Source organism: Lysinibacillus zambalensis (assembly GCF_040183165.1).
GTDB classification, from domain to species: Bacteria; Bacillota; Bacilli; order Bacillales_A; family Planococcaceae; genus Lysinibacillus; species Lysinibacillus zambalensis.
Map to the genome: position 1 here is coordinate 13401 of NZ_JBEGDG010000013.1, position 26145 is coordinate 39545.

Annotated in this window: 20 protein-coding genes and 1 other RNA gene; 3 read left to right on the forward strand and 18 right to left on the reverse strand. The window is 36.5% G+C overall.

Translation table 11 applies throughout. The annotated features are described in order from the left end of the window. Positions 1 to 7 precede the first annotated feature (7 nt). From ABNX05_RS16585 to ABNX05_RS16620, 8 genes are all read right to left on the reverse strand, one after another. Positions 8 to 505, reverse strand: coding sequence for a EutP/PduV family microcompartment system protein (locus tag ABNX05_RS16585; RefSeq protein WP_349660730.1), 498 nt, complete (start codon positions 503 to 505; stop codon positions 8 to 10). Positions 506 to 515: 10 nt separating this feature from the next. Continuing rightward, the gene (eutS, locus tag ABNX05_RS16590) at positions 516 to 857 is read right to left on the reverse strand and encodes an ethanolamine utilization microcompartment protein EutS (RefSeq protein WP_283871719.1); all 342 of its coding nucleotides are present in this window, start codon (positions 855 to 857) and stop codon (positions 516 to 518) included. A 36-nt stretch (positions 858 to 893) separates the two neighbouring features. Then, positions 894 to 2135, reverse strand: a complete 1242-nt coding sequence (gene eutH / locus ABNX05_RS16595; protein WP_349660731.1) for an ethanolamine utilization protein EutH — start codon at positions 2133 to 2135, stop codon at positions 894 to 896. 81 nt (positions 2136 to 2216) lie between these two features. After that, complete coding sequence (locus ABNX05_RS16600; RefSeq protein ID WP_349660732.1) at positions 2217 to 2795, reverse strand: ANTAR domain-containing response regulator; 579 nt, start codon at positions 2793 to 2795, stop codon at positions 2217 to 2219. Further along, a complete protein-coding gene (locus ABNX05_RS16605) occupies positions 2788 to 4218 on the reverse strand; it encodes a sensor histidine kinase (protein WP_349660733.1) in 1431 nt (476 codons plus the stop codon). Before ABNX05_RS16605 ends, ABNX05_RS16600 begins: the two co-directional genes overlap by 8 nt. A 256-nt stretch (positions 4219 to 4474) precedes the next feature. Continuing rightward, entirely contained in the window at positions 4475 to 6382 is a 1908-nt protein-coding gene (locus ABNX05_RS16610) for an ATP-dependent DNA helicase (RefSeq protein WP_349660734.1), read from the reverse strand. A gap of 85 nt (positions 6383 to 6467) precedes the next feature. Next, positions 6468 to 7604 (reverse strand): THUMP domain-containing class I SAM-dependent RNA methyltransferase, encoded by a 1137-nt coding sequence (locus tag ABNX05_RS16615; RefSeq protein ID WP_349660735.1) that lies wholly within the window; start codon positions 7602 to 7604, stop codon positions 6468 to 6470. A 3-nt stretch (positions 7605 to 7607) separates the two neighbouring features. After that, complete coding sequence (locus tag ABNX05_RS16620; RefSeq protein ID WP_349660736.1) at positions 7608 to 9347, reverse strand: putative bifunctional diguanylate cyclase/phosphodiesterase; 1740 nt, start codon at positions 9345 to 9347, stop codon at positions 7608 to 7610. Positions 9348 to 9472: 125 nt separating this feature from the next. Here ABNX05_RS16620 and ABNX05_RS16625 point away from each other — a divergent pair, with 125 nt between their 5' ends. Then, complete coding sequence (locus tag ABNX05_RS16625) at positions 9473 to 9664, forward strand: hypothetical protein (protein WP_349660737.1); 192 nt, start codon at positions 9473 to 9475, stop codon at positions 9662 to 9664. A gap of 415 nt (positions 9665 to 10079) precedes the next feature. Here ABNX05_RS16625 and rnpB read toward each other — a convergent pair. The 3 genes from rnpB to ABNX05_RS16640 all read right to left on the reverse strand — a co-directional run bounded on the left by rnpB (position 10080) and on the right by ABNX05_RS16640 (position 12188). Next, an RNA gene (gene rnpB / locus ABNX05_RS16630) (RNase P RNA component class B) lies at positions 10080 to 10460 on the reverse strand. Between the two features lie 60 nt (positions 10461 to 10520). Beyond that, on the reverse strand, positions 10521 to 10814 hold the full coding sequence (gene gpsB / locus ABNX05_RS16635) for a cell division regulator GpsB (protein ID WP_323646594.1): 294 nt from the start codon (positions 10812 to 10814) through the stop codon (positions 10521 to 10523). A 117-nt stretch (positions 10815 to 10931) separates the two neighbouring features. Then, positions 10932 to 12188 (reverse strand): ribonuclease H-like domain-containing protein, encoded by a 1257-nt coding sequence (locus tag ABNX05_RS16640; RefSeq protein WP_349660738.1) that lies wholly within the window; start codon positions 12186 to 12188, stop codon positions 10932 to 10934. Positions 12189 to 12828: 640 nt separating this feature from the next. Between ABNX05_RS16640 and ABNX05_RS16645 the strand changes: the two genes are divergently transcribed. After that, positions 12829 to 13419, forward strand: a complete 591-nt coding sequence (locus tag ABNX05_RS16645) for a copper amine oxidase N-terminal domain-containing protein (protein ID WP_349660739.1) — start codon at positions 12829 to 12831, stop codon at positions 13417 to 13419. Positions 13420 to 13602: 183 nt separating this feature from the next. Here the strand turns inward: ABNX05_RS16645 and ABNX05_RS16650 are convergent, their stop codons facing one another. The 6 genes from ABNX05_RS16650 to ABNX05_RS16675 form a co-directional block, all read right to left on the reverse strand. Continuing rightward, positions 13603 to 13848: a Zn-binding domain-containing protein gene (locus ABNX05_RS16650; RefSeq protein WP_349660822.1), complete on the reverse strand. Its 246-nt coding sequence runs from the start codon at positions 13846 to 13848 to the stop codon at positions 13603 to 13605. Positions 13849 to 14095: 247 nt separating this feature from the next. Further along, a complete protein-coding gene (locus ABNX05_RS16655; protein ID WP_349660823.1) occupies positions 14096 to 14716 on the reverse strand; it encodes a 4'-phosphopantetheinyl transferase family protein in 621 nt (206 codons plus the stop codon). Positions 14717 to 15366: 650 nt separating this feature from the next. Next, a complete protein-coding gene (locus ABNX05_RS16660) occupies positions 15367 to 16089 on the reverse strand; it encodes a thioesterase II family protein (protein ID WP_349660740.1) in 723 nt (240 codons plus the stop codon). Positions 16090 to 16109: 20 nt separating this feature from the next. Beyond that, entirely contained in the window at positions 16110 to 16946 is an 837-nt protein-coding gene (locus ABNX05_RS16665; RefSeq protein ID WP_349660741.1) for a DUF4097 family beta strand repeat-containing protein, read from the reverse strand. 4 nt (positions 16947 to 16950) lie between these two features. Continuing rightward, complete coding sequence (locus tag ABNX05_RS16670; protein WP_349660742.1) at positions 16951 to 17502, reverse strand: HAAS signaling domain-containing protein; 552 nt, start codon at positions 17500 to 17502, stop codon at positions 16951 to 16953. Then, positions 17492 to 17830: a PadR family transcriptional regulator gene (locus ABNX05_RS16675; protein ID WP_349660743.1), complete on the reverse strand. Its 339-nt coding sequence runs from the start codon at positions 17828 to 17830 to the stop codon at positions 17492 to 17494. The genes ABNX05_RS16670 and ABNX05_RS16675 overlap by 11 nt, the downstream gene beginning before the upstream one ends. Positions 17831 to 18038: 208 nt before the next feature. Between ABNX05_RS16675 and ABNX05_RS16680 the strand changes: the two genes are divergently transcribed. Next, on the forward strand, positions 18039 to 21077 hold the full coding sequence (locus ABNX05_RS16680; RefSeq protein ID WP_349660744.1) for an efflux RND transporter permease subunit: 3039 nt from the start codon (positions 18039 to 18041) through the stop codon (positions 21075 to 21077). Positions 21078 to 21369: 292 nt separating this feature from the next. Here the strand turns inward: ABNX05_RS16680 and ABNX05_RS16685 are convergent, their stop codons facing one another. Next, entirely contained in the window at positions 21370 to 26133 is a 4764-nt protein-coding gene (locus ABNX05_RS16685) for an amino acid adenylation domain-containing protein (protein WP_349660745.1), read from the reverse strand. Between the last annotated feature and the right edge of the window lie 12 nt (positions 26134 to 26145).

The following is a 26145-nucleotide window of genomic DNA, read 5'->3' on the forward strand; positions in this document are numbered from 1 at the left end:
ATTGCCACTACGGGCTATACATGAGATAAGGACTATCACGATCCTTCACAAATTGGCGAATTTCTTCGTCACAATTGAGCTGAATAAGTGGCGCAATAAACTCAATACCAAGCTTTTGCCACGAAGAGGTTTTCACAATAGGACCACGTGTCATGACATTTTGTAATAACGCTGTCGCTCTTTCTACATCTGCAAGAGGTGCATCAATTTTTGTAATAACACCAATTTGTATTTTGGGAATTCCTAAGCTAAATTGCGGAGGAAAAACACTCCTTGATGACGTGGCATCCTGCAAATAAATCACATGTGTGACTTCAAGCGATGTTGCCATGATGTTTTTGTAATACATTGGATTTTCTATATATTCTCCAGGTGTATCAACAATCCAGTCATCATAAACGAGCGCTTGTGTTTTATTGGCTTGTCTATCTTTTCCTAATAGCGCATTCATCAATGTCGACTTCCCTGCTTGCACACCACCTATAATCATTACTCGATTTTTCATACGGCACATCCTATGACTTCGTTATTTTTGATGGCGTATAGCCAAGTTTCTCTGATAGAAAACGATTAATCTCTAACATCGCCATTTCAACCTCGGAGACACTGCCAACAATTACGAGACTGCCGGTAAAGCGATCTAAAAACCCAAGTTTTACGTTCGCTGACTTTGTTGCTAAATCCCCTGCGATAATAACTGTCTCACTTGGTGTACATGTCATGATGCCAAGTGCACCTGCTTCTTGGATACCTAGCTTTTGAAACATATCAGGGTCAGGGTTTGCGATTAAATGACTTAATGTTAGCTGCTTTCCTGGCACAAACTCCTGAATAAACCGTTTCTTTTCTTCACTCACACGTCATCACCTCTTTCAAGTTCATCGTTCATTTAATCAAGACTTTTGCTCTAAATATTCTCCTTCTTTAATAATGCCCGCCTTGCGATCCTCTTGTTCTAGCCTTAAAGCTGTTGGAACAGATAGCTTATAAGCAAATATAATTGCGATAACACCCGCTAAAAACTTACCTGCAATAACCGGTAAAATAATGGTCGGTTGGAAGTTAGCTGTAAACGATAAATGATCTCCTAGAAGGAATGCTGAACAAACTCCAAAGGCAATGTTAATGACCTTATCTTTCGGTGGCATATGTCGAACAAGTGTAAACATGGCTAAAATATTAGCAATTGTCGCTAAAATACCTGCGCTCCCTACTGATGATAGGCCTAATTTTTTACCTCCTGCCTCTAGAGGCTTCGATGCATATTTTCTTATTAAGTACACCATTGGGAATGCACCCGCTAGCATAATACCGATGTATCCAGCTGTTTCAAGTGCCCGGAACTGATCGGCTTTATCTGCCATGATCGGATCAAAGCCCCATGCACCAAAAACCTTCGTAAAAATACCTGTGAAAATTTCTACAATCGAGAACACTAGCACAAGCTTGATTGCAGCATCCATCACACGTCCAAAAATCATGAAGCCTTTGATCATGCCATTTGGAATTAGTTTTAGACCTAACGCAATTAACACGACAAAAATAAATAATGGCAATAAATTAATTAATATTTGTAAAACAGAAATGGCAAAAACATATGTTGGTGCCGCTGTTGTACTAATTACTTCACGAACCTCCGTATTAAACATCACGATCAAAATAGAAGAAATAAATGCTCCAATCGGAATTGTTAAAACACCCGCCATAATACCTAAAGCCATATATTTATGATCTCGCTTATCTAACATGGCAAGCCCCATTGGAATAGAGAACACTATTGTTGCACCGGACATAAATCCGACAACTAGAGCCATGACCCATCCTTCATAGGACTCTTTTAACGCATTTGCTAATTGATAGCCTCCCATGTCCGACGCTAAAATTGTCGTCGCCGCAATCGCTGGATCAGCACCAATCCATTCAAAAATCGGGCTAATAAAATGACTTATAAACCACGTTAAGTAAGGTATAGCTGCCATGATCCCTGCAGCAGGTACGAAAATATGTCCAACCGTATGAATACCATTCATAAACTCTTTACCGATTCCATATTCAGCATCTCGAATTGCTCCAATTGCTCCTAAAACTGCACAAATCATAATAATATAAACGATAACCGTTCCTATCATTGCCATCCTTCTCATCACCCCTTTTATTTTTCTGTTTATAAAAAAAAGACGCATTTAAAGAGGAGATCTCTTTAAAGCGTCTTTGCTTTAAATATTTACTTGTAAAGTATTGATAATGCGCCTTGCAATAAGCGCCATTTCCTGTTGAGTCTGCATACTTTCACTTCGAATTTTTTTATAAGCTTCGTCCTCACTAAGGTTCTCTGACTTCATGAGCAAACCTTTTGCTCGTTCGATTATTTTTCGCTTTTCTAATTCTGTCTGTTTATGCAGTAATTCCCCGTTTAAACGGTTGAACTTATCAATCTGGTGAAATGCCACTTCCAACGCTGGAAGGACATTCTTCTCAGAAAACGGTTTCATAACATAGCCTAAAATATTATCCTGCTTCATGTACAGTAACAATTCTTTTTCACTATAAGCTGATATAAAAAGCACTGGTATACCGAGCTGCTGTTCAATAATTTTACTTGCCTTTAAACCATCTAGCTTTGGCATTTTAATGTCCATTAAGATTAACTGTGGCTTATGTGTAAAAGCCAACTCAATTGCTGATTCTCCATTATTCGCTTGTGCTACCACTTCGTAGCCATTATCCTCTAACATAAACTTTAAATCAATTGCAATAAGGGACTCATCTTCGACAATCATAACTTTCCTAGTCATTTAGGATAAATACCTCCTCACTTACAGGGAACTGGATTTGAGTATGTGTACCTTGTTCACTAGGGATAATTGAAAATATGCCAGCTAAATCATGTTCAACAAGCCTCGTTATAATCTCCATTCCAAACGATGCCTTCACCTCTTGCATTCCAACGCCGTTGTCAGAAATATGAAGTGAAATAGAAGAAGCATCTTTTTCAAATTGGATATCGATTGTTCCCTCTTCACGACCAATAAAAGCATATTTCAGTGCATTTTGCAGTAGCTCACAAATGATTAATGCGAGCGAAACAGCTTTTTTAGAATGACAAAATAACTGTATATTATCGTGATGAAAGGTTAATTGAATAGATGATGTGTTGAATGTGCCAACCATTTTATGACCAATCTTTTTAGATAACGCGATAACATCTACTTTCTCTTCAGCGTTATCCTCATTTTCTAAAATAAGTTCATAAACAGATGAAATACTATATATACGATTTAATGCCTCTTGAAAAGCACTCGCACTGGAAGCTGACAAGTCATTTCGCATTTGCAAGCGCAATAGACTCGTAACTGTTTGTAAATTATTTTTCACTCTGTGGTGGATCTCTCTTATAGCGAATGTTTTCATCATTAATTCATTTTCTTTCAGCTTAAGCTCTGTAAGATCATGAATTATGAGAAGTGTCACTTTATTATGTTGATCACGAATAGGAATTTTCTTTACAATAAAGGATTTACGATCAATCGTAATTTCTAAGAAAAAGACATCATCGCCTTTATCATAGATTTCCTGTAAAAAAGGTAAAATTTCATCCAAAGCAACGTTGTCAAAACGCTCAAGTCCGGATAGCTCCAATATAAATCGGTAGCCTGCAGGATTGCTATAGATGACCTTGTTTTCATGATTTGTAAGAATAATCGATTCCACTAGCAAATCAGAAACAACTGGAATCGGTTGAGAGTTCGGCTCAACAATATGCTCAATTAATGCAAAAGGCATTTGCCTGAAATCATCTTTAGGTGTTGTTTTCATTTCCACCTTTTTTTCCTGGATTAACACAGCAATAACTTGCTGTTGGTCATTAAAGAGAGGGACAACGTTTTGTTCAACCGTTATGCCTTCCTGAGTGATTGCTCTAGTCATTGACGATTTTTCTTTATTTTTAAAAGCAGCAAATACTGCTGGCTCAAAGCTTTCAAAGACAAATTTGCCAATTACAGATTTTTCGTATAAGCCTCTTTCTGTTTTTGGGAATGCCTCTGCCACAACAATTGCATGTGGCAAGTTTTCCAGCATACAATCTATGAACATATAACAATCTGTCAACTCAGCGTAATACGATAATGTAATTTCAAGTTCTATTAACTTCTCTACATCTGTTGCAGATAAGCTCGTATATTTTCGACACAATGATTGAATGTTCGACAGGTTCATGCCCCCTATCACAGAATAATTAAATATTAAATTTGATTATTCTAAAATTTCTTGTCATCATTATAAACCTTTTGCAAAATTATTTTCAATAAAAAAAATAATTTATTTTATTAAATTTCATTGCATTACAAAGAACTATATAGCTTAAAAGAGAAATATTCAACACTTTTTTCAAACCCAACATTATCCCACGATAAAAAAGTTATTTTAATATATAAAAAAAGCGAGAATGCAACAGGTGCAAACTCGCTTTTTTCTACTTTATTTCTGGGGTAACAGCTAATATATCTTCAAATGTTTCACGCTGCTTTGCCTCTTCTTCATTCATTAAAATATGGATATCTCCGCGGTCGTTTGAAGTACGAATTAAACGCCCCATTCCTTGCTGCAAACGAAGTTGCATAAATGGTAATTCCACTTCTTCATATGGATTTTCTGCAAATGTACGTTTCGCATCAAATAATGGATCGTGTGGAGGGAACGGTAAATCAAAAATAATAACCCGTGTTAATGCCTCCTCCGGCAAATCTAGACCTTCCCATAAATGATAGGAGCATAATGTTTTAATCGTGCCTTCTTGGAAATCACGAACAATTCCTGACAGTTCACGATCCCCTTCAAACGCTACATACATTCGTTCCATAAGAGGTAGTTCCGCTTTGAAATCTAACATTGCTTGTTTGGATTTAAATAAAATTAAAGTTTTTTCACCGTCACGTAATAGTTGTTGAACCCGCGACGTTTTCTCCTTTTGAGAAAGTTCATGTAAATAAATTCGCATAACTTCTTCATAATCAAATGGAGAAGGAACAGAAAACGATTGATAATCACGAATTCCTAAACTATAGGCAATATATGAAAAATCTTTTTTCACTGATAAAGTTGCTGAAGAAAATATGATTGGAAGTTTTTTAGAGAATAGTTTTTCTGCTAAAACTTCTGTGATAAGACGCGGCATAATGACAAGCGTTTCTTCCCCATCAGTTTCCTCTAACCAATCTACTGCATCTCCCTGTGCTATAAAAATACGTAAAGAAGCCTCGTATTGTTCTAAATACTCCTCTGCCATATTTAATTCATACTCCGGAATCATATACATTTCAGATTCAAAAACAAATTCCTCAAGTAATGTTTCGACATCTTGAATAAGCTGTTTCCCGTATTTCAATAGATTTGGCGATTTGTTAATACGTTTACGCTCTTCTTCAGAAGCGACTAGATCGTCTCGCAGTTGGTCAAAAAATAGCTCATGGTCATCTTGTAATTTTTCCATCGCATATAATGTACGTTCTCGCACACCATCTACCATTAAACGCTCTAACAATTGAACAATAGTTGTCGCCTGTACTTTATACGTCATTGCTTTTTGTGCAGCATATTCTAATAAATGACCTTCGTCTAGCACGATCATTGATACATCCGGCAATAAAGCTAATTGCCCTTCACGTTCACGTGACTCCTTTGTAGCTAAATGTTCCATCAAAAAGTCTTGTGAACAAATAATGAGATCCGCTGATTTACGATAATGTGCACGATGTAATGTTTGACCACATCGATTACGTAGGTCACATACTGAACACTGCATAATCGAGTTGTAATTTACTTTTTGCCAATCTTCATCACTGACTGTTGGATAATCGCTTCGTTCACCATAGGGTTGTATTGCAATCATCGAGCCCTGTGCATACACTCCATCAGGTATAGAAAACGAAATATCATCAATCCATTCATCAGTTTCGACTTTCTCAGCTTCCTCAAAACGCTTTAAGCATAAATATTGGTCACGTGACTTTGCTAGGCGGACATCGATTTCAAGACCTAACATTTTTTGTAGCTTATAAATATCGCCGCCCTCTTTTACTAACTGGTCAATTAAAGTTTCATCAGCACATGCGATAAGGGCTGGTTTACCAGTATAGCGTGCATAAGATACAGCCGGTAGTAAATAGGCAATTGTTTTACCAGTCCCTACCCCTGCCTCTGCAAAAAGCACGTTTTTCTCTTTTAAAGCCTGCTCGATTTGATAAGCCATAAAGATTTGCTCATCACGGCATTCAAAGCCCTTTTCAGGTAATTCATCGTAAAGGACGTCCCCCATCCAGTCACCTAATGACTCAAAAAATGAGCGGTCCTTCGTTAATACAAATGGTAAAGATTTACGCAATTGACGCTCCCCCTCTAACTATCTGGTCCTATTATACGCGACGAAACGGAAGATAAGAAAAAATCTTATCTTCCGTTATCATTCGTTAATCTCTTTTAGACTTTTGTCCCCAGAACTGGTAATAATTCGTTTCAATAAAGCCATTGAATAATTTACGTTTCTTTGTCGATTGATGACCGTACAGTTCCTCAAAGTTTTTCATTGAGGATAACATGTACACAGACCAAGTCGGATAGTTTTTCATGACTTTTCCTAAATCACGAATTACCTGCTCCACGATCTCAATGTCCCCAATTCGCTCCCCATATGGTGGATTACCAATCATAACACCATCTGTTAGCTGTGTTGTAAAATCACGTGCTTGCATTTGCTTGAACTTAATCATATCACCAAAGCCCGCTTCTAGTGCATTTTCTTGTGCAATACTCACCATGCGATGATCGATATCTGACCCAAAAATTTCTAATGGTTGATCATAGTTCGCTAAGCTATCAGCTTCATCTCGCACTGCATCCCAAATTTTTGCCTTCATCCATGGCCATTCCTCTGAAATAAATTCACGATTATAGCCTGGTGCAATATTTTGTCCAAGCATTGCTGCTTCTAAAGCAATTGTGCCTGAACCACAAAATGGATCAACGAATGGTCGATTTGGATTCCACTTTGAAATTTGTACGAGTGCCGCTGCTAATGTTTCTTTTAATGGTGCTTCACCCTGTGCTTGACGATACCCACGCTTATGCAAGCCAACACCCGATGTATCAATAGTAAGTGTAGCCACATCTTTTAAGATTGAAACTTCAATTTTATAAGTTGCACCAGATTCATCTAAAAATCCTAAACGCTTATAATGCTGTTTCATGCGCTCTACTATTGCTTTTTTAGTAATAGCCTGACAATCTGGTACACTAAATAATTTTGATTTTACAGACTTCCCCGATACTGGGAAAGCTGCATCAACGGGTAAATATTTTTCCCAAGGTAACGCTTTTACACTTTCAAACAATTGTTCAAAAGATTTAGCAGGAAACTGACCTACAACAATTTTTACTCGGTCTGCTACACGTAGCCATAAGTTTGTTCGTGCAATGGCCGCCTCGTCACCTTCAAAATACACTTTACCGTTATCGACTGTTGTTTCATAGCCTAGAGCCTTTACCTCTTGTGCCACAATCGACTCTAATCCCATTGCAGCAGTTGCTACTAATTTATAGTTTGCCATACACTAATTCCTTCCTTGATGTTCAATTTCCCAATACTCCAGAAACTCCATAAGTTCATGAAGTGGTAAAGGTTTACTGTAATAATAGCCTTGGATTATATCACAGTTCATTTTACGTAGTATATCCACTTGTTGTGCTTGTTCTACACCTTCAGCAACAACTTTCATTTTTAAACGATGCGACATTTGAATAATCGCATCCACTACTGCTTGTTTTTCATCGAGTGAGCCAATATGCTGAATGAAACTTCGATCGATTTTTAAATAATCGAGGGGAAAACGAACTAAATAACTAAGAGACGAATAGCCTGTCCCAAAATCGTCAATAGAAATTTTAAAGCCCATTTTCTTTAGTCGCACAAGCTTGCTAACCGTTTCATTTGCACTGTTCATCACTGTTCGTTCTGTAACTTCGATTTCAAAATTGTTAGCAGGTGTGTTGTAACGCTCTAATATCGCTTGAACAGAGTCTAAAAAGTTTTGTTGCTTAAAGTGAATGCTGGAAATATTGATGGCAACTGGAGTCTTATAGCCAGATTGACGCATCTCTATAACTGCTTCACAGGCTTTTTCTAAAATTACTTCGCTTAAAGGTATGATTAATCCTGTTTCCTCCGCATAAGGAATAAATTCTGCTGGAGAGACAAATCCTAGACTTTCACTTTTCCAGCGAATAAGTGCCTCTACCCCTTGTATCTTTTCATTTTCCATAGATATTTTAGGTTGGAAGTGCAGCTCAAATTCCCGGCTTTCAATGGCTCTCCGAAGTTCCGAATCTAATAATAAAACACGCTGAGAGTCCGTCTTCAATTCATCAAAATAAAATGCATAGTCGTTAAGACCATTCTTTTTGGAATACGTCATCGCCTTGTCAGCACAATGAATCAATTGCTCTGTTGTTTCACCATCAATTGGATACATACTGATACCAATACTTGTAGAAATAAAAATATCTTGGCCATTAATATCTAAAGGCTGTTCAATAATACCTATAATTTGTTCAGCAAAATTTGCAGCTTCTTTAGCACTTTTTACGTTTGTCAACGTTATAATAAACTCATCACCGCCATATCTAGCGATGATATCTTTATTTTTCAACAATGTTTTTAAGCGTTTTGCTACTTCTACTAGCATCGTATCTCCAACAGCATGACCTAACGTATCATTAATTTGTTTAAATCGATCTAAGTCTAAAAAATAGACTGCATGCTGTACTGAATGAGAGATAGTAGAAGTTGATTCTAATAAATTATCCATTCTTTCAATATACGCAAATCGATTTGATACTTCCGTTAATGAGTCCGTTAACAAACGCTTTTCTAGTTCATTTTCTACGATCTTTCTTTCAGACAAATCCGAGAAAATGCCACAGTAATTTGTAATCTCACCCTCATCGTCAGCTACACCGACAATTGTTAACCATTCTGGATATACATCTCCGGTTTTACGACGATTCCATATTTCCCCCTGCCAAGTGCCTTCTTGTCGTATCATTTGCCACATATCTAAATAAAATTGTAATTCATGTACACCTGACTGTAGAACGGCTGGTGTTTTACCCATCACTTCATCACGTTTATAGCCAGTTACAAATTCAAATGCAGGATTAACCAATTCTATTCTTTTATGTTTATCCGTGATCATAATCCCTTCAGATACATTTTCGAAGATTTTTGTCAATAAGGCAGTAGGATATTTGGAAATCGAATTTAGCTTCTCCAGACTATCGTTCACTCCGCTCATGATTCCGCTCCATCCTATCTCTCTATACTACCCTCATTTTTTAGAAAAGCGCTTTTGCGCCAGTCTACTCATATGTAGACAATATGTACATCGTTGCGATAACAGTTTAACTTCTTTCAGCAAATGTGTTCGTAGCGAAAGTGAAACGTCAGCTACAAATATTTTCTGTAGCGAAACGTCCGTTACAGAAGTCTCCCACCTCTATAGGTGATGAGATGTATGCCAATTTAAGCTACTTTTCAGCGTGTGTCCAAACAACCGCTGAAATAGAGGAACTCAGTCTAATAACGCCACGTCCTGTGGCAACGACTGAGTGACCAACTTCATGTTGGCCTAAAGCCTCCGGCGGATGTCACAGAATCGGTAAGGAGTTCTTAGGGGATGTTAGCCTAAAATCATCGCATCCATGCGATAACGGCTAACTGACCTGCATCGGTAAAAACGCCACATCCTGTGGCATTATCGAAATGACCGACATCGTGTCGGCCCTCGTGCAGGCCTAAGCACAAAGCCGATTCCGGACACAATTATGCCAAGACATAATTGATCTAGATGTTTTTGTTTCGAATCGTAGCGACAGAGGCATGACCAACAGTGTACAGCCTTATTCTCAAACGTATATCGCGCATGTTTAGACATGCTTCACAAGTAATTATTTCTTACTATAGTCAAAAGAAAAGCTCTCCACCAAATTGGAGAGCGCTTGTCATTTCATAATAAGCATCAAAAAAATTCCATAAGCCATGTTTTGTTCCCGAGTACTCAAACAGCTATCGCCTCGTACGACCGGGTAGTAATCATCTATCTACAGAGCGAACTCTGTCCCTCTATCCGTTCAATTCCTTTTAGAGAGTGCCCCTACCATAATTTGGGTTTCTCACTCGTGGGGTTTACCTCGTTCCACCTTGCATGTTTCCAAACAAGCTACGTCACTGTGGCACTTTCAGGAAGTTTCAACCATATCATAAAGACTTAGGTTTTCCTTCCGCCGTCAGCTTTTACAGCTGCCTTACCTTATTTTTTCAGTAAGCACGAACACTACGGTCATCTCAGAACCGTGCGAGCATGGACTTTCCTCTACGACGTCTAGCGCCGCAGCGATTACCAGAATTTCATGATGATAAAAAGATTATACTAGAGTTTTATGATAAATACAACATTATTGATAAAAATTTATTCGTACAACTTACTACCAAAGACGTGTTTCTCTAAATTAGAAAGACGTTTTAAAATATCAAAGTTAGTCGTACCAGCTGTCGATGCGACAGGTTGTCTCTTAGGTGTATTATCAATTTCTTCTTTTAACTGTTTATTTTCTTCACGAAGTTGGGCCACCACTTTTTCGAACGTTTCATAGTCTTGTATTATCTCATCAAGAAATGAATCGACTTCTTCTACATTGTAGCCTTTAAAGTTTTTCTTAAATTCCTTTTCAAGGATCATTTTTGACGTTAATTTAATATCCATTCACATCGCCCTTCCTCACACTACGTCGTTTAATTATAGCATACTTCATCACATTATATCGTCTGAAAACATCAAATGTAAGGCAAAACTTGTCGTTTCTTGCGCTTACCCAGGAAATTATTTCTTATTTCCTAACCTGAGCAACCTCTTCTCCCAAGAAATTCCCCATTTTTGCTTTTGATCTACTCTCCATTGCTCATTCTTCTTTATTAAATTTATACCCTCTTGCGTATAATAAAGGGCTTGGTCATAATCTTTCATTTGATGCTCATATATCATAGCTAGCTGTTCTAATACGTGCAACTTTTTTCGTTGATCAACAAAATGTAGAGAAGCCACAAATGCATCGATTGCTTCACTAAACTTTTTATTTCTTTTATGCTGTATGGCCAAATAATATTGTGCATTTCCCGCTTCAAGTGCATCAAATTGGGTCGTAACTTTCTCTAAAACCTTTACACTCTGCGAACTCTCTTTTAAATCGGCATACCACTTACCGATATTTGTAAACGTTTTGGCCGATTCTTCGCTTGTCCCTTCAAATAGCAAATTTGTAGAATGGACATAAAGCGTAATCAGTGAAAGTAAATCCCATTCATTATGAAGAAGGACTTTCATCAGTGCATCTGGAACACCGCTTTTAATGGCATCTAAATATATTATAGGTGCAAGATATCCAGGTATATCTCCAATGCGGGAAAAACCAAGCTTCTCTTCTTCCACAGATTTTAATTTCATTCGTTCCATATCATTTTTCCATAAACGCTTCGAACTATGCAATAAATCGATTTGACGTTGTGTACGTAGCTTAGGTAATTCTTTTTGGTGGAGCGTCCAACGTGTTTCAAGTTGTGGCCAGTCAAAGCTTTTTCCATTGTAAGTAATAACCGTCGCAGTTTTTTGCCAAAGCTTTGATTCAAAAAGTAACGCTGCTTCATGAGCAGGATCCGCTAAAAGATATTGAGTTAAAATAAAACTTTCATCTTCCTCTGACACTTCTAAAAAACCTAGTAGAAAAATTTGTGTGCCTACACCCTTTAAGCCAGTCGTTTCCGTATCAAAAAACAATACTTTTTCATTTATTTCTAACGCATATGGATGTTCGAACTTTGCCTCTTTCCATTTTACTAACGCATCAAAAAATGACTGCAATTTATAATGACCGTGCTGATAACTAAATGGATAACGTACTTGCCGTTTAAATACAATACCGAATTCATTTTCTACAACTGTCAGTCCCGCTTTTTCCCACTGCTCTGTATAGCTTGGAGATACAGGTTTTTGAAAAGCAGTTTTAGCCTCTTTTTTTATAGTTGTTGTCGTTTTTTTACCGAGCATTTTTTTCATTTGTAAAATTTTATTTTCGTAAGACATTACATTCACTCATTTTCTGCATTTTATATTGCTTTAACTTATAGTATTTTTTCTTCACTTATTGCAATCATAACTCATCTTTTAGCTTCTGCACAAAAAGAAGGTAAAAGTAGTAAGGCTAGACGAGTGTTCTTATCACTTTTCTTTCGTTTCATAGCAGCTTTCCGCGTGTAGATTTAAATGGCTATACATATGAAACCAAGTGGATGATGTGATTATACGGTACAGTTAGGATGTTTTAGAATACAATGAATAATTGAAAATAGTGAAATTGTCACTAATACTCACGAAATTGACACTTAATTAGCACAACCGGATTAAGGAACATAAAAACAAGATATTCAAATTATCTGCACACATGCATAGGAAAAGAAAAAATAAATAAGAAATGGGGAAATTAAAGAGGTTTTCAGATTTATACCATACTGTGCCGTCATTTTAAATGATACATATACGCCAAAATCTTCTGTAATATTATTGTTGTCTATTTTCTTTTATCAAATACGAGTACGTTAACTTTGATTAGATCATCGCTTAATAGATTTCTTCCATATGAAAACTAATATTCGTAGTAAAATATTGTAAATATAACCCATTTAACAGTATAATAATTACATATTTTATTAATAGGAGGATATTTATGAAAAAATTAGTTTTATTTATTACAGTGTTGTCTTTGTTTATGGCGACATCCTTAACGGCTGATGCACACCCGGGTCGTCTTGATAGTAATGGTGGTCATAACTGTTCTGATAAGTCTAAAGAAAAAGGTCTTTGCTCAGGTTATCATTATCATAATAAAGCCAACGAGCCAGTGCCTTCTACCAATATAAATCAGAAAAAACCAACATATCAAAGCACACCAGAACCAGTGCTTACAACGGTAGATGTATATATCAATAACGTTAAGCAATATTACAACCCAAGTGCTTATATTAAAAACGGAACAACTTTAGTTCCTATGAAAGCTATTTTTGTATCACTTGGGGCAACTGTTACTTATGACAACGCAACAAAAAAAGTGACGGCACACAAAGATAATAAAAAAATTGTCATTGGCATTGGAAATAAAAAAGCTTACGTTAATTCAAACGGCGTTACAACTACAATTAATTTAAATCATGCAGCTGAAATTTATAAAGGAACAACTATGGTGCCTTTACGTTTTGTAAGCGAAGCACTAGGTGCAGGTATTACGTTTGATGGCGCTGTATATATTACAACAAAGTAATTAGGTTGAATTGTATTGGGCAACATCATTTTACGTGGTGCTGCTCTGTATTTTTTTATAAACCAGTTGCGTTAAAGCATCCTTCCAAGCTCGTAAACTGGGAGAGGGCTTGAAGGAATAGTGCTAGACTTTTTTCCTCTCATGCCCTCTTTTATCTCTAATTTAAAATTCAAAGTAACTCTATTACTTTTTCTTCGCTTGTTCAAAGGTATCTTGAGTCCCTATACATGATGGGCAACCTGATTCACAAGCACAGCCTGCTACATGCTCCAATGTCCTAGTTAATAAATCTTCCCATAAATCATATACCTTTTCACTTAAGCCTATGCCACCAGGATATTTATCATAGACAAAAAATGTCGGTTGCTCATTATGAGTTGCCTTTATCTGTTGGACAACTGTTACATCGCTAACTTGACAAACAATTATTACTTCAACCGCCTCCCCTTAAAGGAAGCAATTTTTTTGTAAATGAGGCAACCTATTTCGTTACAAAAATACTGGAGCTACTTTTACTGCTGATGCAAGAGAGATTAAGAGTTTACTATTTAATGAAGTTTTATGTTTCTGTTATTAGATTGAACAGACTATGTTGCCAGATTAAAAAATAAACTCAGATTGTTACTAACACAATATTAAACAATAGCGAAGTATGTAATCACTAAAGCAATCGATTTTAACCTTCAACGTTTTTAAGATACATAAAGATTTGTGAGGTGTCGATATACTCTATTTCTCTAGGAAACTTATTACTCAATGAACACACACTTAACTTATAAGCAATCGATATGTTGTATTGTTTAAAATAATATTTTTCCTGTTCGGAAACACTGCTAATTAATCTCGGTATTATACCATCGTACATTATTGTAAATGAGTCTAAGTTAATACTCATACCTTTTCCAACCGCTTTAATATAACTTTCTTTAAGAGTCCAAATATCAAAAAACCTTTCCCATTTCTCAATGTCATTTCCATCATGTATATAGTTATTTTCCCATTCTGAAAAAAATTTAGTTATACCCAAGTCAATTTCTTTTATTTCTTCAATATCTACTCCTAAAGAGGTACTTCCAACAGCACAAACAATCCACTTGCCAGAATGAGAAATATTGAAGTGAAAGTCACTATTGTTCTTTAGATAAGGTTTCCCATATAGATTTTTTTCAAATTCTAGCTCACTAATCCTTATTTTAAGCTCCTTTAAACATATATATCGAACTAGAACATCACTTAATATCGATCGGTACTTGTCTTCTTTATAAAAGAATTTATTTAATTGTTCTTTTTTTTTTATCTATATATCTCACAAAAAAACTTTCAGCATCAACTTCTAAATGTTCCGGTAATTCCAAAAGAAATATTTTCATAGTCACCCTCCATTAGTACTTTTTTATATCCCCTATATCAATCTGATTCGCTCATTGGGTGCGCTAAAAGGTTCTCCAGGCATGAATTTTTCTGATGAATCCGTTGTTCGCATAGCTCCCAAAAGTAGAGATTTCAGGACGAGTATAATATATAACACCGTATTACGTATTTGTGTACCTATAAGGTACTCCTGAGCACATATGGTTTATGTATAAAATACCAATAAATAGCTCTTCCAAAAAAAATCATCCTCTCAGCGGATACTTTTTGATTCCTAATCCTTGAGAGAGGATGCATTACTTTTATTCCTTGTTATTCTTCAGCAGATGTTGATACCTGCGAAGAGACAGATGCTTCATGTAGCTATTCTTGCCACTCCTCTGATGAATTGGGTACCTGCAGACATTTGTTCCATGGACGCGTTTACGTCTTCTTCTTGTTTCACAACTACTTGAATTGTTACTTCCATGAAATATTAGCTATTTAGTTTCCTGTTGAATCGTTTAAAGTGATTTTTTTATTACCTGATTCATTAACACAAGGCTTCAACCTTACGATTCCTTCACCAGTTGCCCTTCAATTAATAGCGACCTTATCACTCTTCAAAGCACAAACATCATTGACCTTTTTAGCAATTAAATCAGCATATTCAGATAAAAACATATGTCCCGCATCAAAATAGCTGAAGCTTATTTGATGTGCCCATTTTGTCCAGTCATGTACAGAATCAGGGGTTGCTCTTTCATCTTGTAAACCAACAAAAACATGCATAGGTGTATTTAAAATATGTTTATTCTCATAAAGATGTTCTTCAACCGCCTTAAAATCTGCTCTTATAATAGGTAAGAAATAGTTTACAAATTCCTCGTGTTCTAGCAATTCCTTTTGAATGCCCCCAAGTGATAATAAGTGTTTCAAAAACAAGTTTTTCTCCAAATGTGCAAGTCTCTGTGGAACAATATTTGGAGAGTACATACTTGATATAAACACAGCTAGAGGATGAACATCCCTTTCCTCTAATTCTTGTGCCATTCGATGGACAATCTTCCCCCCCATACTATACCCAAATAAAGCAAATGAAGAGGTAAAATGTTCTTGATAGAGTTCGAGATAATAAGATACTAAAGATTCTAGATTATCTATTAGTGGCATTGTATTTGAACCATGCCCTGGAGGATCAGTAACTACAATCTCCCACTGCTCTCCCAAACATGTACTAAGCTGTTGATAAGAAGTGGCTGTTCCCCCAGCATAGGGTATACATATTAGCTTTGGTTTATTATTTATTAATTCTCTCATCCGAATATTCTCCTCCTCCTTTACTTACTACTTTTATCAAGTAAGAATTTACCTGAAGATGTTTTGATATGTAATGTCGGAGCTGTTTCAGCATTATTTACCTTACCGACAATAACCTTTTCATCTTCGTTCTTTACGATGGTAACAGGCAGATTAATTGATGCTTTTTTCCATTTTGTCTTAGCTTCTATATGAAAGGCTGCATTTTCAGGAACATACACTTTCGCATCTCCTGAGCTTGTTTCTACCGATACAGATTCTGAAAAATCATCAAGGGAAATTTTTACATCACCTGATGATGCCTTGACATCGCCTTTACCCATTAAATGTTTTGCATCAATGTTGCCTGAGTCTGTTTTTATTTTAAATTCTAAACCATGAAAACTAGGAACTTCAATATCTCCAGAGGATGCTTCTAAATCCAATATATTGACGGTATGCTTGTCCATCTTGATATCTCCACTAGATGTTTCTATTACAAATTTTTCGTAGTCCTTATCAGGCACTTGAATATCTAATTGTAATTTATTTTGCTTCCAAAGCCTACTTCCTGCATTCTCAACCTTAACAATTAGTTCTGAACCATTTACCATAGTAGATATTAATTTATCTTCTTCTTCTTTACTACCACTAAATGTACCGCTTAATTTAACATGAATGCTATCATCCTTAGATTTTTCAAGAAAGACCTTGGCTGTAGGTGAATAAACTGAAATATTATCGATTGCTTTTCCATCAAATTGACCCTCAAGGTTTACACTATTACCTGTCACTTTAGCATTACACGCTGTATTCAATACCAAAGTAGTAAATAGAACTGACATAAAAACCACCCACCTTTTTTTCTTCTTATTCATTTTCTCATACTCTCCCTTTCAATAAATGTGTGTTGTAGCGTATATATTTTAGAACAAGTACGTACAACCATTTTGTAAACTGAACCACTCTCCTTAATAGAAGAAGACCAATGACACTAAAGAGAATTCCTGTTAAAATATTTAACCACTCTGCAACTCCTTGTGGTATCCCATCTAATAGTAGAAAGATGATTGGAGATGCAATGAAGGCACCCAACAATCCATATAGTAGAACTACAAAACCTACTAATAGTAGAAAAGGAACTAACATTAAAATAAGATTAAATAAACTAAGACTTCCAAAAAGAAATAAAACTTTCATTAAATTTTTCATCCTTGGCTCTTTAATCTCTTGATCGAACATGAATTGTGCTCGGACTTCCATGACTATTTCTTTCGGATCTCCTAATTCATTTAAAACGTCCAATTCATCTCTACCTTCTTCAAGTGCTGAATCAATATGCATCCGATATGATTCTAATATTTCTTCTAGTTCTTCTTGTTGAATCATGTTCTTTAGATTACTACTCAATTGGTTAATAAAGTCATTTCTCACTGCTATTCTCGTCACCCCAATCATCTAAAATATCTTGAACACTAGAAACAAAGAGTTTCCACTCATCTACTAACTTTTCAAGCTTCTGTACACCTTTTTCCGTTATCTTATAATATTTTCGAGGAGGACCTGCTTTTGACTCCAATAAATATGTAGTGAACAAGGTTTCCTTTGTCATTCTATGGAGAAGAGGGTAGATACTCCCTTCTGATATTTCAAAATATTTAGAAATACTCATCACTAGTTCATAACCGTAGTGATCCTTTTTCCTCACTAGCATTAGTACACATAATTCAAGAACACCTTTCTTCAATTGGATATTTTCCATAATTTATTGATAGTTCACCTCGTTCTTTTAATAATGTTAGTAATAATAAATGGAATTTGTCAACAAATTTTAACAAAAATAGGTTTTTCTGTACCAAATTACTGTAAATATATTGTATTTTTTTCCAATATAATTTATTATAGCATTAGAACCTTGGAATACAAGATACTAAAACAATAAAGTACTAACAGTTAGGAGATGACGTTTTATGATGAGCAAACTGACTAGCTTTTCCCTTAAAAATCCCCTTGCAATTTTCATTTTAATTTTTCTTCTTTTATTTGGAGGGGTCTATTCAAGTACAAAATTAAACCTGGAAGCCATGCCTGATACTTCCGCACCTGTTGTCTATGTTAATGTCGTGTACCCTGGCGCATCAGCTAAAGAGGCATTAGCACAGGTAACGGCTCCACTTGAAAGTGCTATTCAAAGTGTTGAAGGAGTTATAGACATGTCCTCAACAACTTCTGATGCACTCACTTTTATTCGAGTAGAATTTGACTCAGAAGAGGATCTAGATGCCAAAAAGTCCAAAGTAGAGGAAGCTGTCAATTCGGTAAACCTTCCAAACGATATATTGTTTAAGCGTGTTCATAAGAATTCAGCAGAAAGTAATCCTATTTTATATAGTGCATTAAGTGCTAAAGATGGGGTCAGTGAGGCTGAATTCCAAAAAGAACTTACAGATACCATTATTCCTGCAGTGAGACAGCTTCAAGGGGTACATAACATACAAGTTCTTGGACAAAAGACAAACAAGCTTATGATTCAAGTCGATCCTAATAAATTAATGGAAAAACAAGTAAGCTATCAGCAAGTAACAAAAATGATTGAAGAACAAAACTTAAATGGACCATTAGGTACCGTCACATTAGATAAGAAAAATGAAACAGTTACATTAAATGGTTCTCTTCATTCAAAAGAAAAATTAAGTAATCTTTCTCTACGAACTGAACCTGAAGTTCGACTGAAAGACATTGCCACTTTAGAATATTCTAATTCTTCCGAAACTATCACAAGTATAAACGGAAAACCTTCTGTAACATTTAATATTCTAAAATCTGAAGGTTCAAACACGGTAAAAGTAAGTGAGTTAGTCCAAAAAGAACTACGCAACCATTCAGATAAAGTGGAGTTTCACGTCATTTATGATACAGCGAATGATATTAAGAGTTCCATTTCTGGATTAGTTCGTGAAGGAGCATTAGGGGCATTATTTGCATCCCTTATTATCTTATTCTTCCTTAGGAACTTCCGTGCAACATTCATTTCGATTATTTCGATTCCGTTGTCGTTTTTAATTACTTTAATCTGCATGCTACAATTAGGAATCCCACTTAACATTATGACTCTTGCAGGTATTGTTGTAGCTACTGGTCGTGTGGTTGATGATTCGATTGTTGTTATTGAAAATATTATTCGTCGTAACCAAACAGAGAAAATGAGTATTCAGTTTTTAAACAATGCAGTAAAAGAAGTATCTAAGGCAATTGTATCTTCTACAATTGCATCCATTGCTGTCTTTGCCCCCCTTGCTATGCTTAATGGGTCAATAGGTATTGTATTTGGTCCATTTGCTACGACGGTCGTTATTTGTTTACTCGCATCTCTATTTGTTTCTATTACTGTAGTACCAGTATTAGCCTATTATCTTATGCGTAAATCAAAGACAATCAGTCATCATGCAGCACCATCAAAATTAGCATTAAGCTATCAAAAGGCACTCAATTGGTCTTTAAATCATAAATTATCTGTGATTATCATCTCTCTCATCTTGTTCTTAGGTTCTTTACCTATTGTTGCTTTTATAGGTTTTAACTTTTTACCTGAGGGTGAAGATAAGGCTGTAGCTATGCAACTTACTTTACCTCGTGGAACTGACCTGTTAGAGGTACAACATGCTGCTGAGGAAATAGACCAGAAATTAAGACAAGATCACCGAGTGGAGAATGCACAGCTTATTGTGGGAAGTCCTAGCGGTCAATCCAAAACAGCGTCTGTAAACAATGCTGCAACCTGGATGATTACATTATCAAGCGATACGAACATTGAACAATTTATCAAAGATAAGAAAAACGAATTACAACCAAAAGAGAAAAATAAACTACTTGACGTCTATCGTATCGTTATGACACCAGGTGGTCCTGATATTAGAGTGACAGTCAATGGACCAAACCGAGATGTCATTGAACGAGCCGCTGCACAATTGACAGCAGCAATCGCCAAAATTGATGGCACTGAAAATGTAACAAATAACCTACAAGAAGGAATTGAAGGGGTCGAAGTCATTGTTAATCATGACATAGCCACTACTCATGAACTGACATCAGCTCAAATCGGATACATCCTTCGTCCATTTTTTACTGAGCAAAAAATAGCAACATTACTGAGTGACCAGGATGAAACACCTGTATTTATGCAGTTAGCTGATTCGAAGGGTATTCATAATATTGAGGAAATCTCCAACTTACAGATGCTAACTCCAGCAGGAACGCCTATTCAAATCAAAGAGGTTGCAAAAGTAACCAAAGTAGACCAACCTGGGTCTCTACAACGACTAAATGGTCAAGAATATGCTTCTGTAACTGCTAGCATTGTTGGAGATAATAAGTCCGCAGTAAATAAGAAAGTGAAAGAAACTATACAATCTCTGAAGCTTCCAGAAGGTGCATCCTATTCCCTAGGTGGGTCAAATGAACAAATTAATGAAATGCTTATGGACATGGGAGTTGCTATAATCGTTGCAATAGCTGTCGTGTATATGGTTCTCGTCTTAACATTTGGTGGAGGAAAGGTTCCATTTGCTATTCTTTTCTCTATTCCATTCTCTGTTATTGGATCACTTGTTGCCATGTATATTGCCAAACAGCCTCTGTCACTTAATGGTATGATCGGTTTCTTAATGCTTATAGGAATCGTCGTCTCAAATGCTATCGTTCTATTAGATCGAGTAGGACAGCAAATGGAAAGTGGTGAATCCGTAAGAGCGTCACTTCTAGCAGCAAGTATTGTTCGATTAAGACCTATCCTTATGACAGCAATCGCTACAATGATTGCTATCCTACCAATGGTACTTGGAATAGGTAACTCTATGGTCATCTCACAAGGCCTTGCCGTTGTTGTACTTGGGGGGCTTATCTCTTCCACATTCTTGACCTTGTTCATCGTGCCTATTGTGTTCGAGATATTATATCGTAAACGTAGAAAGGCTGAAAAAGTATCACCATTAAGCGGCGTTAACAAGTAATAACATAAAATTCAGAGAGGCTTTAAAAACCTTAAAAAGCGTGATAAATCAATTTATAAACGTTGATTTATCGCGCTTTTCTGATGTAAAACTATTATTTTTGCTTTAAAAATATACTTATGTTCTAACCTCTTGGTCTGAGCGTGACACACAACTGACATAGAATCCTTCCCACATCTGATCTGACCATATTTAAAAGCTTTCCGGAACCCGCTTCACAACAAGGGGTCTTCAAAGTATACAAATAAAAATCCCCACAAAGAAAAGTAATATTCTTTGTGGGGAACAATATCTACTCTAGTGAATCAAACAGTCCCAAAGAAGCGACTAAATTGTGATCCTTTTCAGAACGCAGATCTAATTCATCTAGTAATATATCTGGTGTCTGTACAAATTGTTCTACTATTATTTTGAATTCATGAACCATCTCTTCTATGGTTTCCTTTTCAAATGATTCTGCACAGTAACACCAGTGACCTATAAGACGGTTGTCTTCTTCTGACATTCTAAGTTGCATATCATATTTAATACTCTCAGTAATACCTAACTCTAGCGAAACATCCATGTTCCTCAAACTAATTTCAAGAGGCGTATTTTGCAGATTAAACATGGTAGAAAAAATGGGCGGCTGATTTAGTTTTCTTTCTGGATTAATCTTCTCAACAAGTAAATCAAAAGGATATATTTGATTTTGGAACGCATCTAATGATTGCTTTTTGACTAGATCCAAAAGGTCATGTTGTGTAAAGCTTGGTTGGATCTGCAATCGAATAGCTAAATTGTTCAAAAATAGTCCAATAAGCGATTCCAATGATTGGTTTGAGCGCCCTGCAATCGGGACTCCAATGATAAAATCTCTTTGTCCTGTTTGATGATAGAGAACTTGAGCATAAGCAGCAAATAAAACCATAAATAAAGTATACTGATTTTCTTGACTAAATGTACGCAGCTGATGCGCTAATTCTTCTGAGATAACAAAAGGATAGACTTCTCCACGTACAGCCTGGTCAAGTGGACGCTTCTTATCATAAGGTAACTTAAGCTCAGGTAGTGGCCCCGAAAGTGTTCTTAACCAATACTCCTCCTGATCAAACCACCTGCCATTCTGCAAGTTCTTTTCTTGCCATTCTGCATAATCAACATATTGAAGCTCACAGTCTGCCAGAGAAGGATGATTGCCTTTAGAAAGATCTTCATATAGATTACAGATTTCCTTTGCCATGACTCCTATGCTCCACCCATCCGATATGATATGGTGCATATTTAAATAGAAGCGATATTCAATATCATTCAAAACAAACAATTTTGCTCGTAGTAAGGGACCTTCTTCCAAATGGAAAGGCTGCGTTTGATCTACGTACATATTATCCTGCATGATTTTCTGACGTTCGCTCTCTGCATAAACAGTCAGATCATGTTCTTGTATGGTAAAGTCAATTTCTTTCTTAATATCTTGCATAGGCGTTCCATCTACTTCTATGAAGCGAGTACGTAAAATATCATGTCTACTTATCAGTAGCTGAAAAGCTTGCTTAAAGGCGCATATATTTAACTCACCTCGTATATGGAGACATCCAGGCATATTGTAGGAGTTGCTTTCAGGATCAAGCTGGTAGACAAAATACAATCGCTTTTGACTATTAGAAAGCGTGTAATATTCTTTCTTCTCAGCTTGTGGAATCGTAATAGAATTTCTCTCTTCCTGTGCACCACTTTGCTTCAGGTTATCAACTATGCGTGCGAATTCCCGAATGGTTGGATTCTCGAAAAAGTCTCGAATAGATACATCCAATCCATATTGATTTCTTATTCTAGATATGATTTTGGTAACCATTAAAGAATGTCCACCCAAATCGAAGAAATTCTGATCACACCCAATTTGTTCATGTAATAATATCTCTTTCCAGATCACTACTATTTCTTTTTCGGTTACTGTAGTAGGTGCTGTTAACCTTCCTTCTCTTTCATGAAGAAATTCTGTCAGCTGTGTCTCTTTTAGTAACTTTCTATTTATCTTACCAGAGGGGGTTAATGGCATCTCATCTAACTGAATAACATGACTAGGGATCATATACCTAGGAACTTTTTGAGCCAGATAATCCTTCAACTCTTTCCCATTCACTTCTTTACTTGATTGGGTATAAAAAGCAAGTAGAATTTGGTCATCCAATAATTCCCTAATAACAACAGCTACTTGTGTGACTTTAGGATGCAAACCTAAAAGGGTTTCAATTTCTTCCAATTCGATTCGGAAACCACGAAGCTTAACTTGATTATCTTTTCTTCCTAGATACTCTATATCTCCAGTTGATTTAACTCGAGCTAGATCGCCTGTACGATACAAGCGTTCTCCAGAGAAATAAGGCAGATGATTAGGTATAAATGATTCAGCGGTTTTCTCTTCTTGCTTGTAATAACCCAAGGCCAATTGTACACCCCCGATGTAGAGCTCACCTGGCACATTAATTGGACATGGCTTCATTTCATGATCTAAGACAAATAGTTGTGTATTAGCGACGGGCTTTCCGATTGGTATATGAGTGACAGGCCCTTCAATAATATAGCTTGTTACATCAACAGCAGCTTCTGTTGGACCATATAAATTGGCTATCTTCGTCTGTGTAAAGAACATAGCAAACCACTGATTCACTGGTTTAATAGGTAGAGCTTCTCCTGAAGTCACAATCCAGCGTAAAGATGGAATAGCACGACGGATCTCTAAATCTTGTAAATAGGAAATAAATGTACTGAATAAGGATGGAACGAAATGAATGATTGAGATATTTCTTTCTATAAGATGATCATATAAACGTTCAGGATCCTTGACTACATCTGAGGGAACAATAGATAGCTTTGCCCCGTAGGATAGCGCCCAAAAAAGTTCCCATACAGAAACATCAAAGCATATGGATGTACGCTGGGCAATAACATCCTCTGAAGTCGCTTGAAATTGTTCTTGATGCCACTGCAATCTATTTACAATCGCACTATGCTGTATCGGTACACCTTTAGGATTTCCAGTTGAACCAGATGTATAAATCATATAAGCCATATCCGTTGGGCTACCCTCTACCTCTGGTATCTGTGTAGAATAGGTTGAAAGATCTGACCAACTATATGTTTTTATGCCAATATCAGATGGAACAACATGAATCTCCTCATCCATGAATAAAACAGTCATTTTATGTGAATCGTCTTTTATGAATGTAGAAATACTATTTGAATAGTTATGCTTACTTATGATGACATGTGAATTGGAATCATGAATCATATATTCGATTCGGTCAACTGGATACTCAGGATCAATGGGCACATAGGCTGCTCCTGCTTTTAGAATGCCATATAAGCTTACCATTAAATCGATGCCTCGTTCCATCATGATAGCCACCAGTTGATTTCTCCCAACGCCCTGTTCATGCAAAAAATGAGCGACTCTGTTGGAACGTTCATGTAATTCACCATATGTCATGGTTTTGTCCTGATCAAACAGAGCGATACGTTCAGGATTCAATTCTGCTTGCTGAACAAAAGAATCCTGAAGAAATGCATCCAAATGATAGTACTTATGTGTATCATTTAACTCCGTCAGTTTTAACTGATCTCGCTTTGTCATCATATCCATGTTTGCTATTTTTCCATCGATAGACTCGGACATGGATTGGAGTAGTTTTCTATAATGTTCTGCAAAAAATTGAATGGTTTCCTCTTTAAATAGATCGGTACTATACTCGAACGTACATAAAAAATCACCATGATCACTTAACCTTACTTCCAGATTAAGATCAAACTTTGATGTATGATGATCAATCAACTCATACTTCATGGATAATCCGTCCATATCCATCTCAGGAACTGGTTTATTTAGATTAAACATCACTTGAAACAAAGAGTTATAGGAAGCTCGCCTTTCAGGCTGAATCTCTTCTATCAACATTTCAAATGGGATATCTTGATGAGTAAAAGCATCCATTGTCAGCTTCTTCACTTGTTGTAAAACTTCTCGACAAGTCATCTCCGAAGTAAGTTGACACCTTAATGGGAGAGTATTTACAAATGCTCCGATCACCTGCTGAACTTCCGAATGGCCTCTTCCTAATATTGGAAAACCAACGATGATATCATCTTGCTGTGAATAACGATGGAGAAGGATGATATACGCTGTCATCAAAGCCGTAAACAGTGTCACTTCTTCTACACGACATACTTCCTGTAATGAATCATGTACTTCCTTGGACATCATTATATTGATCTGCTTCCCATTTGAAGACCTGTTAGAAGGACGAGGGGAGTCGACAGGAAGATCAAGCACTGGAAGAGGACCTTTCATTTGGTCTTTCCAATAGGTTAACTGACCTTGCATCTGCTCTTCATTCAGTTGTTTCTTTTCCCACTCGGCATAGTCAATACTTTGAATATTGAATTCTGGTAATTTGAACTCCCTTTTTTGAATAGCAGATTGATATAATTGACCAATTTCCTCCAAAAATAAACCCACCGACCAACCATCAAAGACAATATGATGGATGGCAACGACCCACAAATGCTCTTCTTGATCTAATCGAATGATGCTAGAGCGTATAAGTGGAAGTTCATGTAACTGAAATGGACGTCTTAGTTCTTTACGCGATATTTCAATAGCCTTTTCTCTCTTCTCACTCTCCTCCATTGCCGAAAGATCAAGGACATGAAGAGGGAGTTTTAGAGTAACATGTAGCTTCTGAATAGGAGTGTCCCCTTCTTGATGGAATGTCGTACGAAAGGATTCATGTCTTTGGACCATTGTTTGAAGGCTTTGCTCTAATACTCGCAAATCGACTTTTCCATTCATTCGCACTGCAACTGGAATAATATAAGCTGGATTCCCTGGTTCTACCTGATCAAGCCACCACATTCTAAATTGAGTATAGGATAATGAATAGGCATCTTTGTCTCTTGAAATAGCTGGAATTGATTGTCTCCCCCTATCCTGGGTGCTCCTACTTAGTAACCTTTTCTCCAACAAGGCTCGCTGTTCGGGAGAGAGTGAAGCTAATTTCTCTAAGATTTTCTTATTCAATTCGTATCTCCT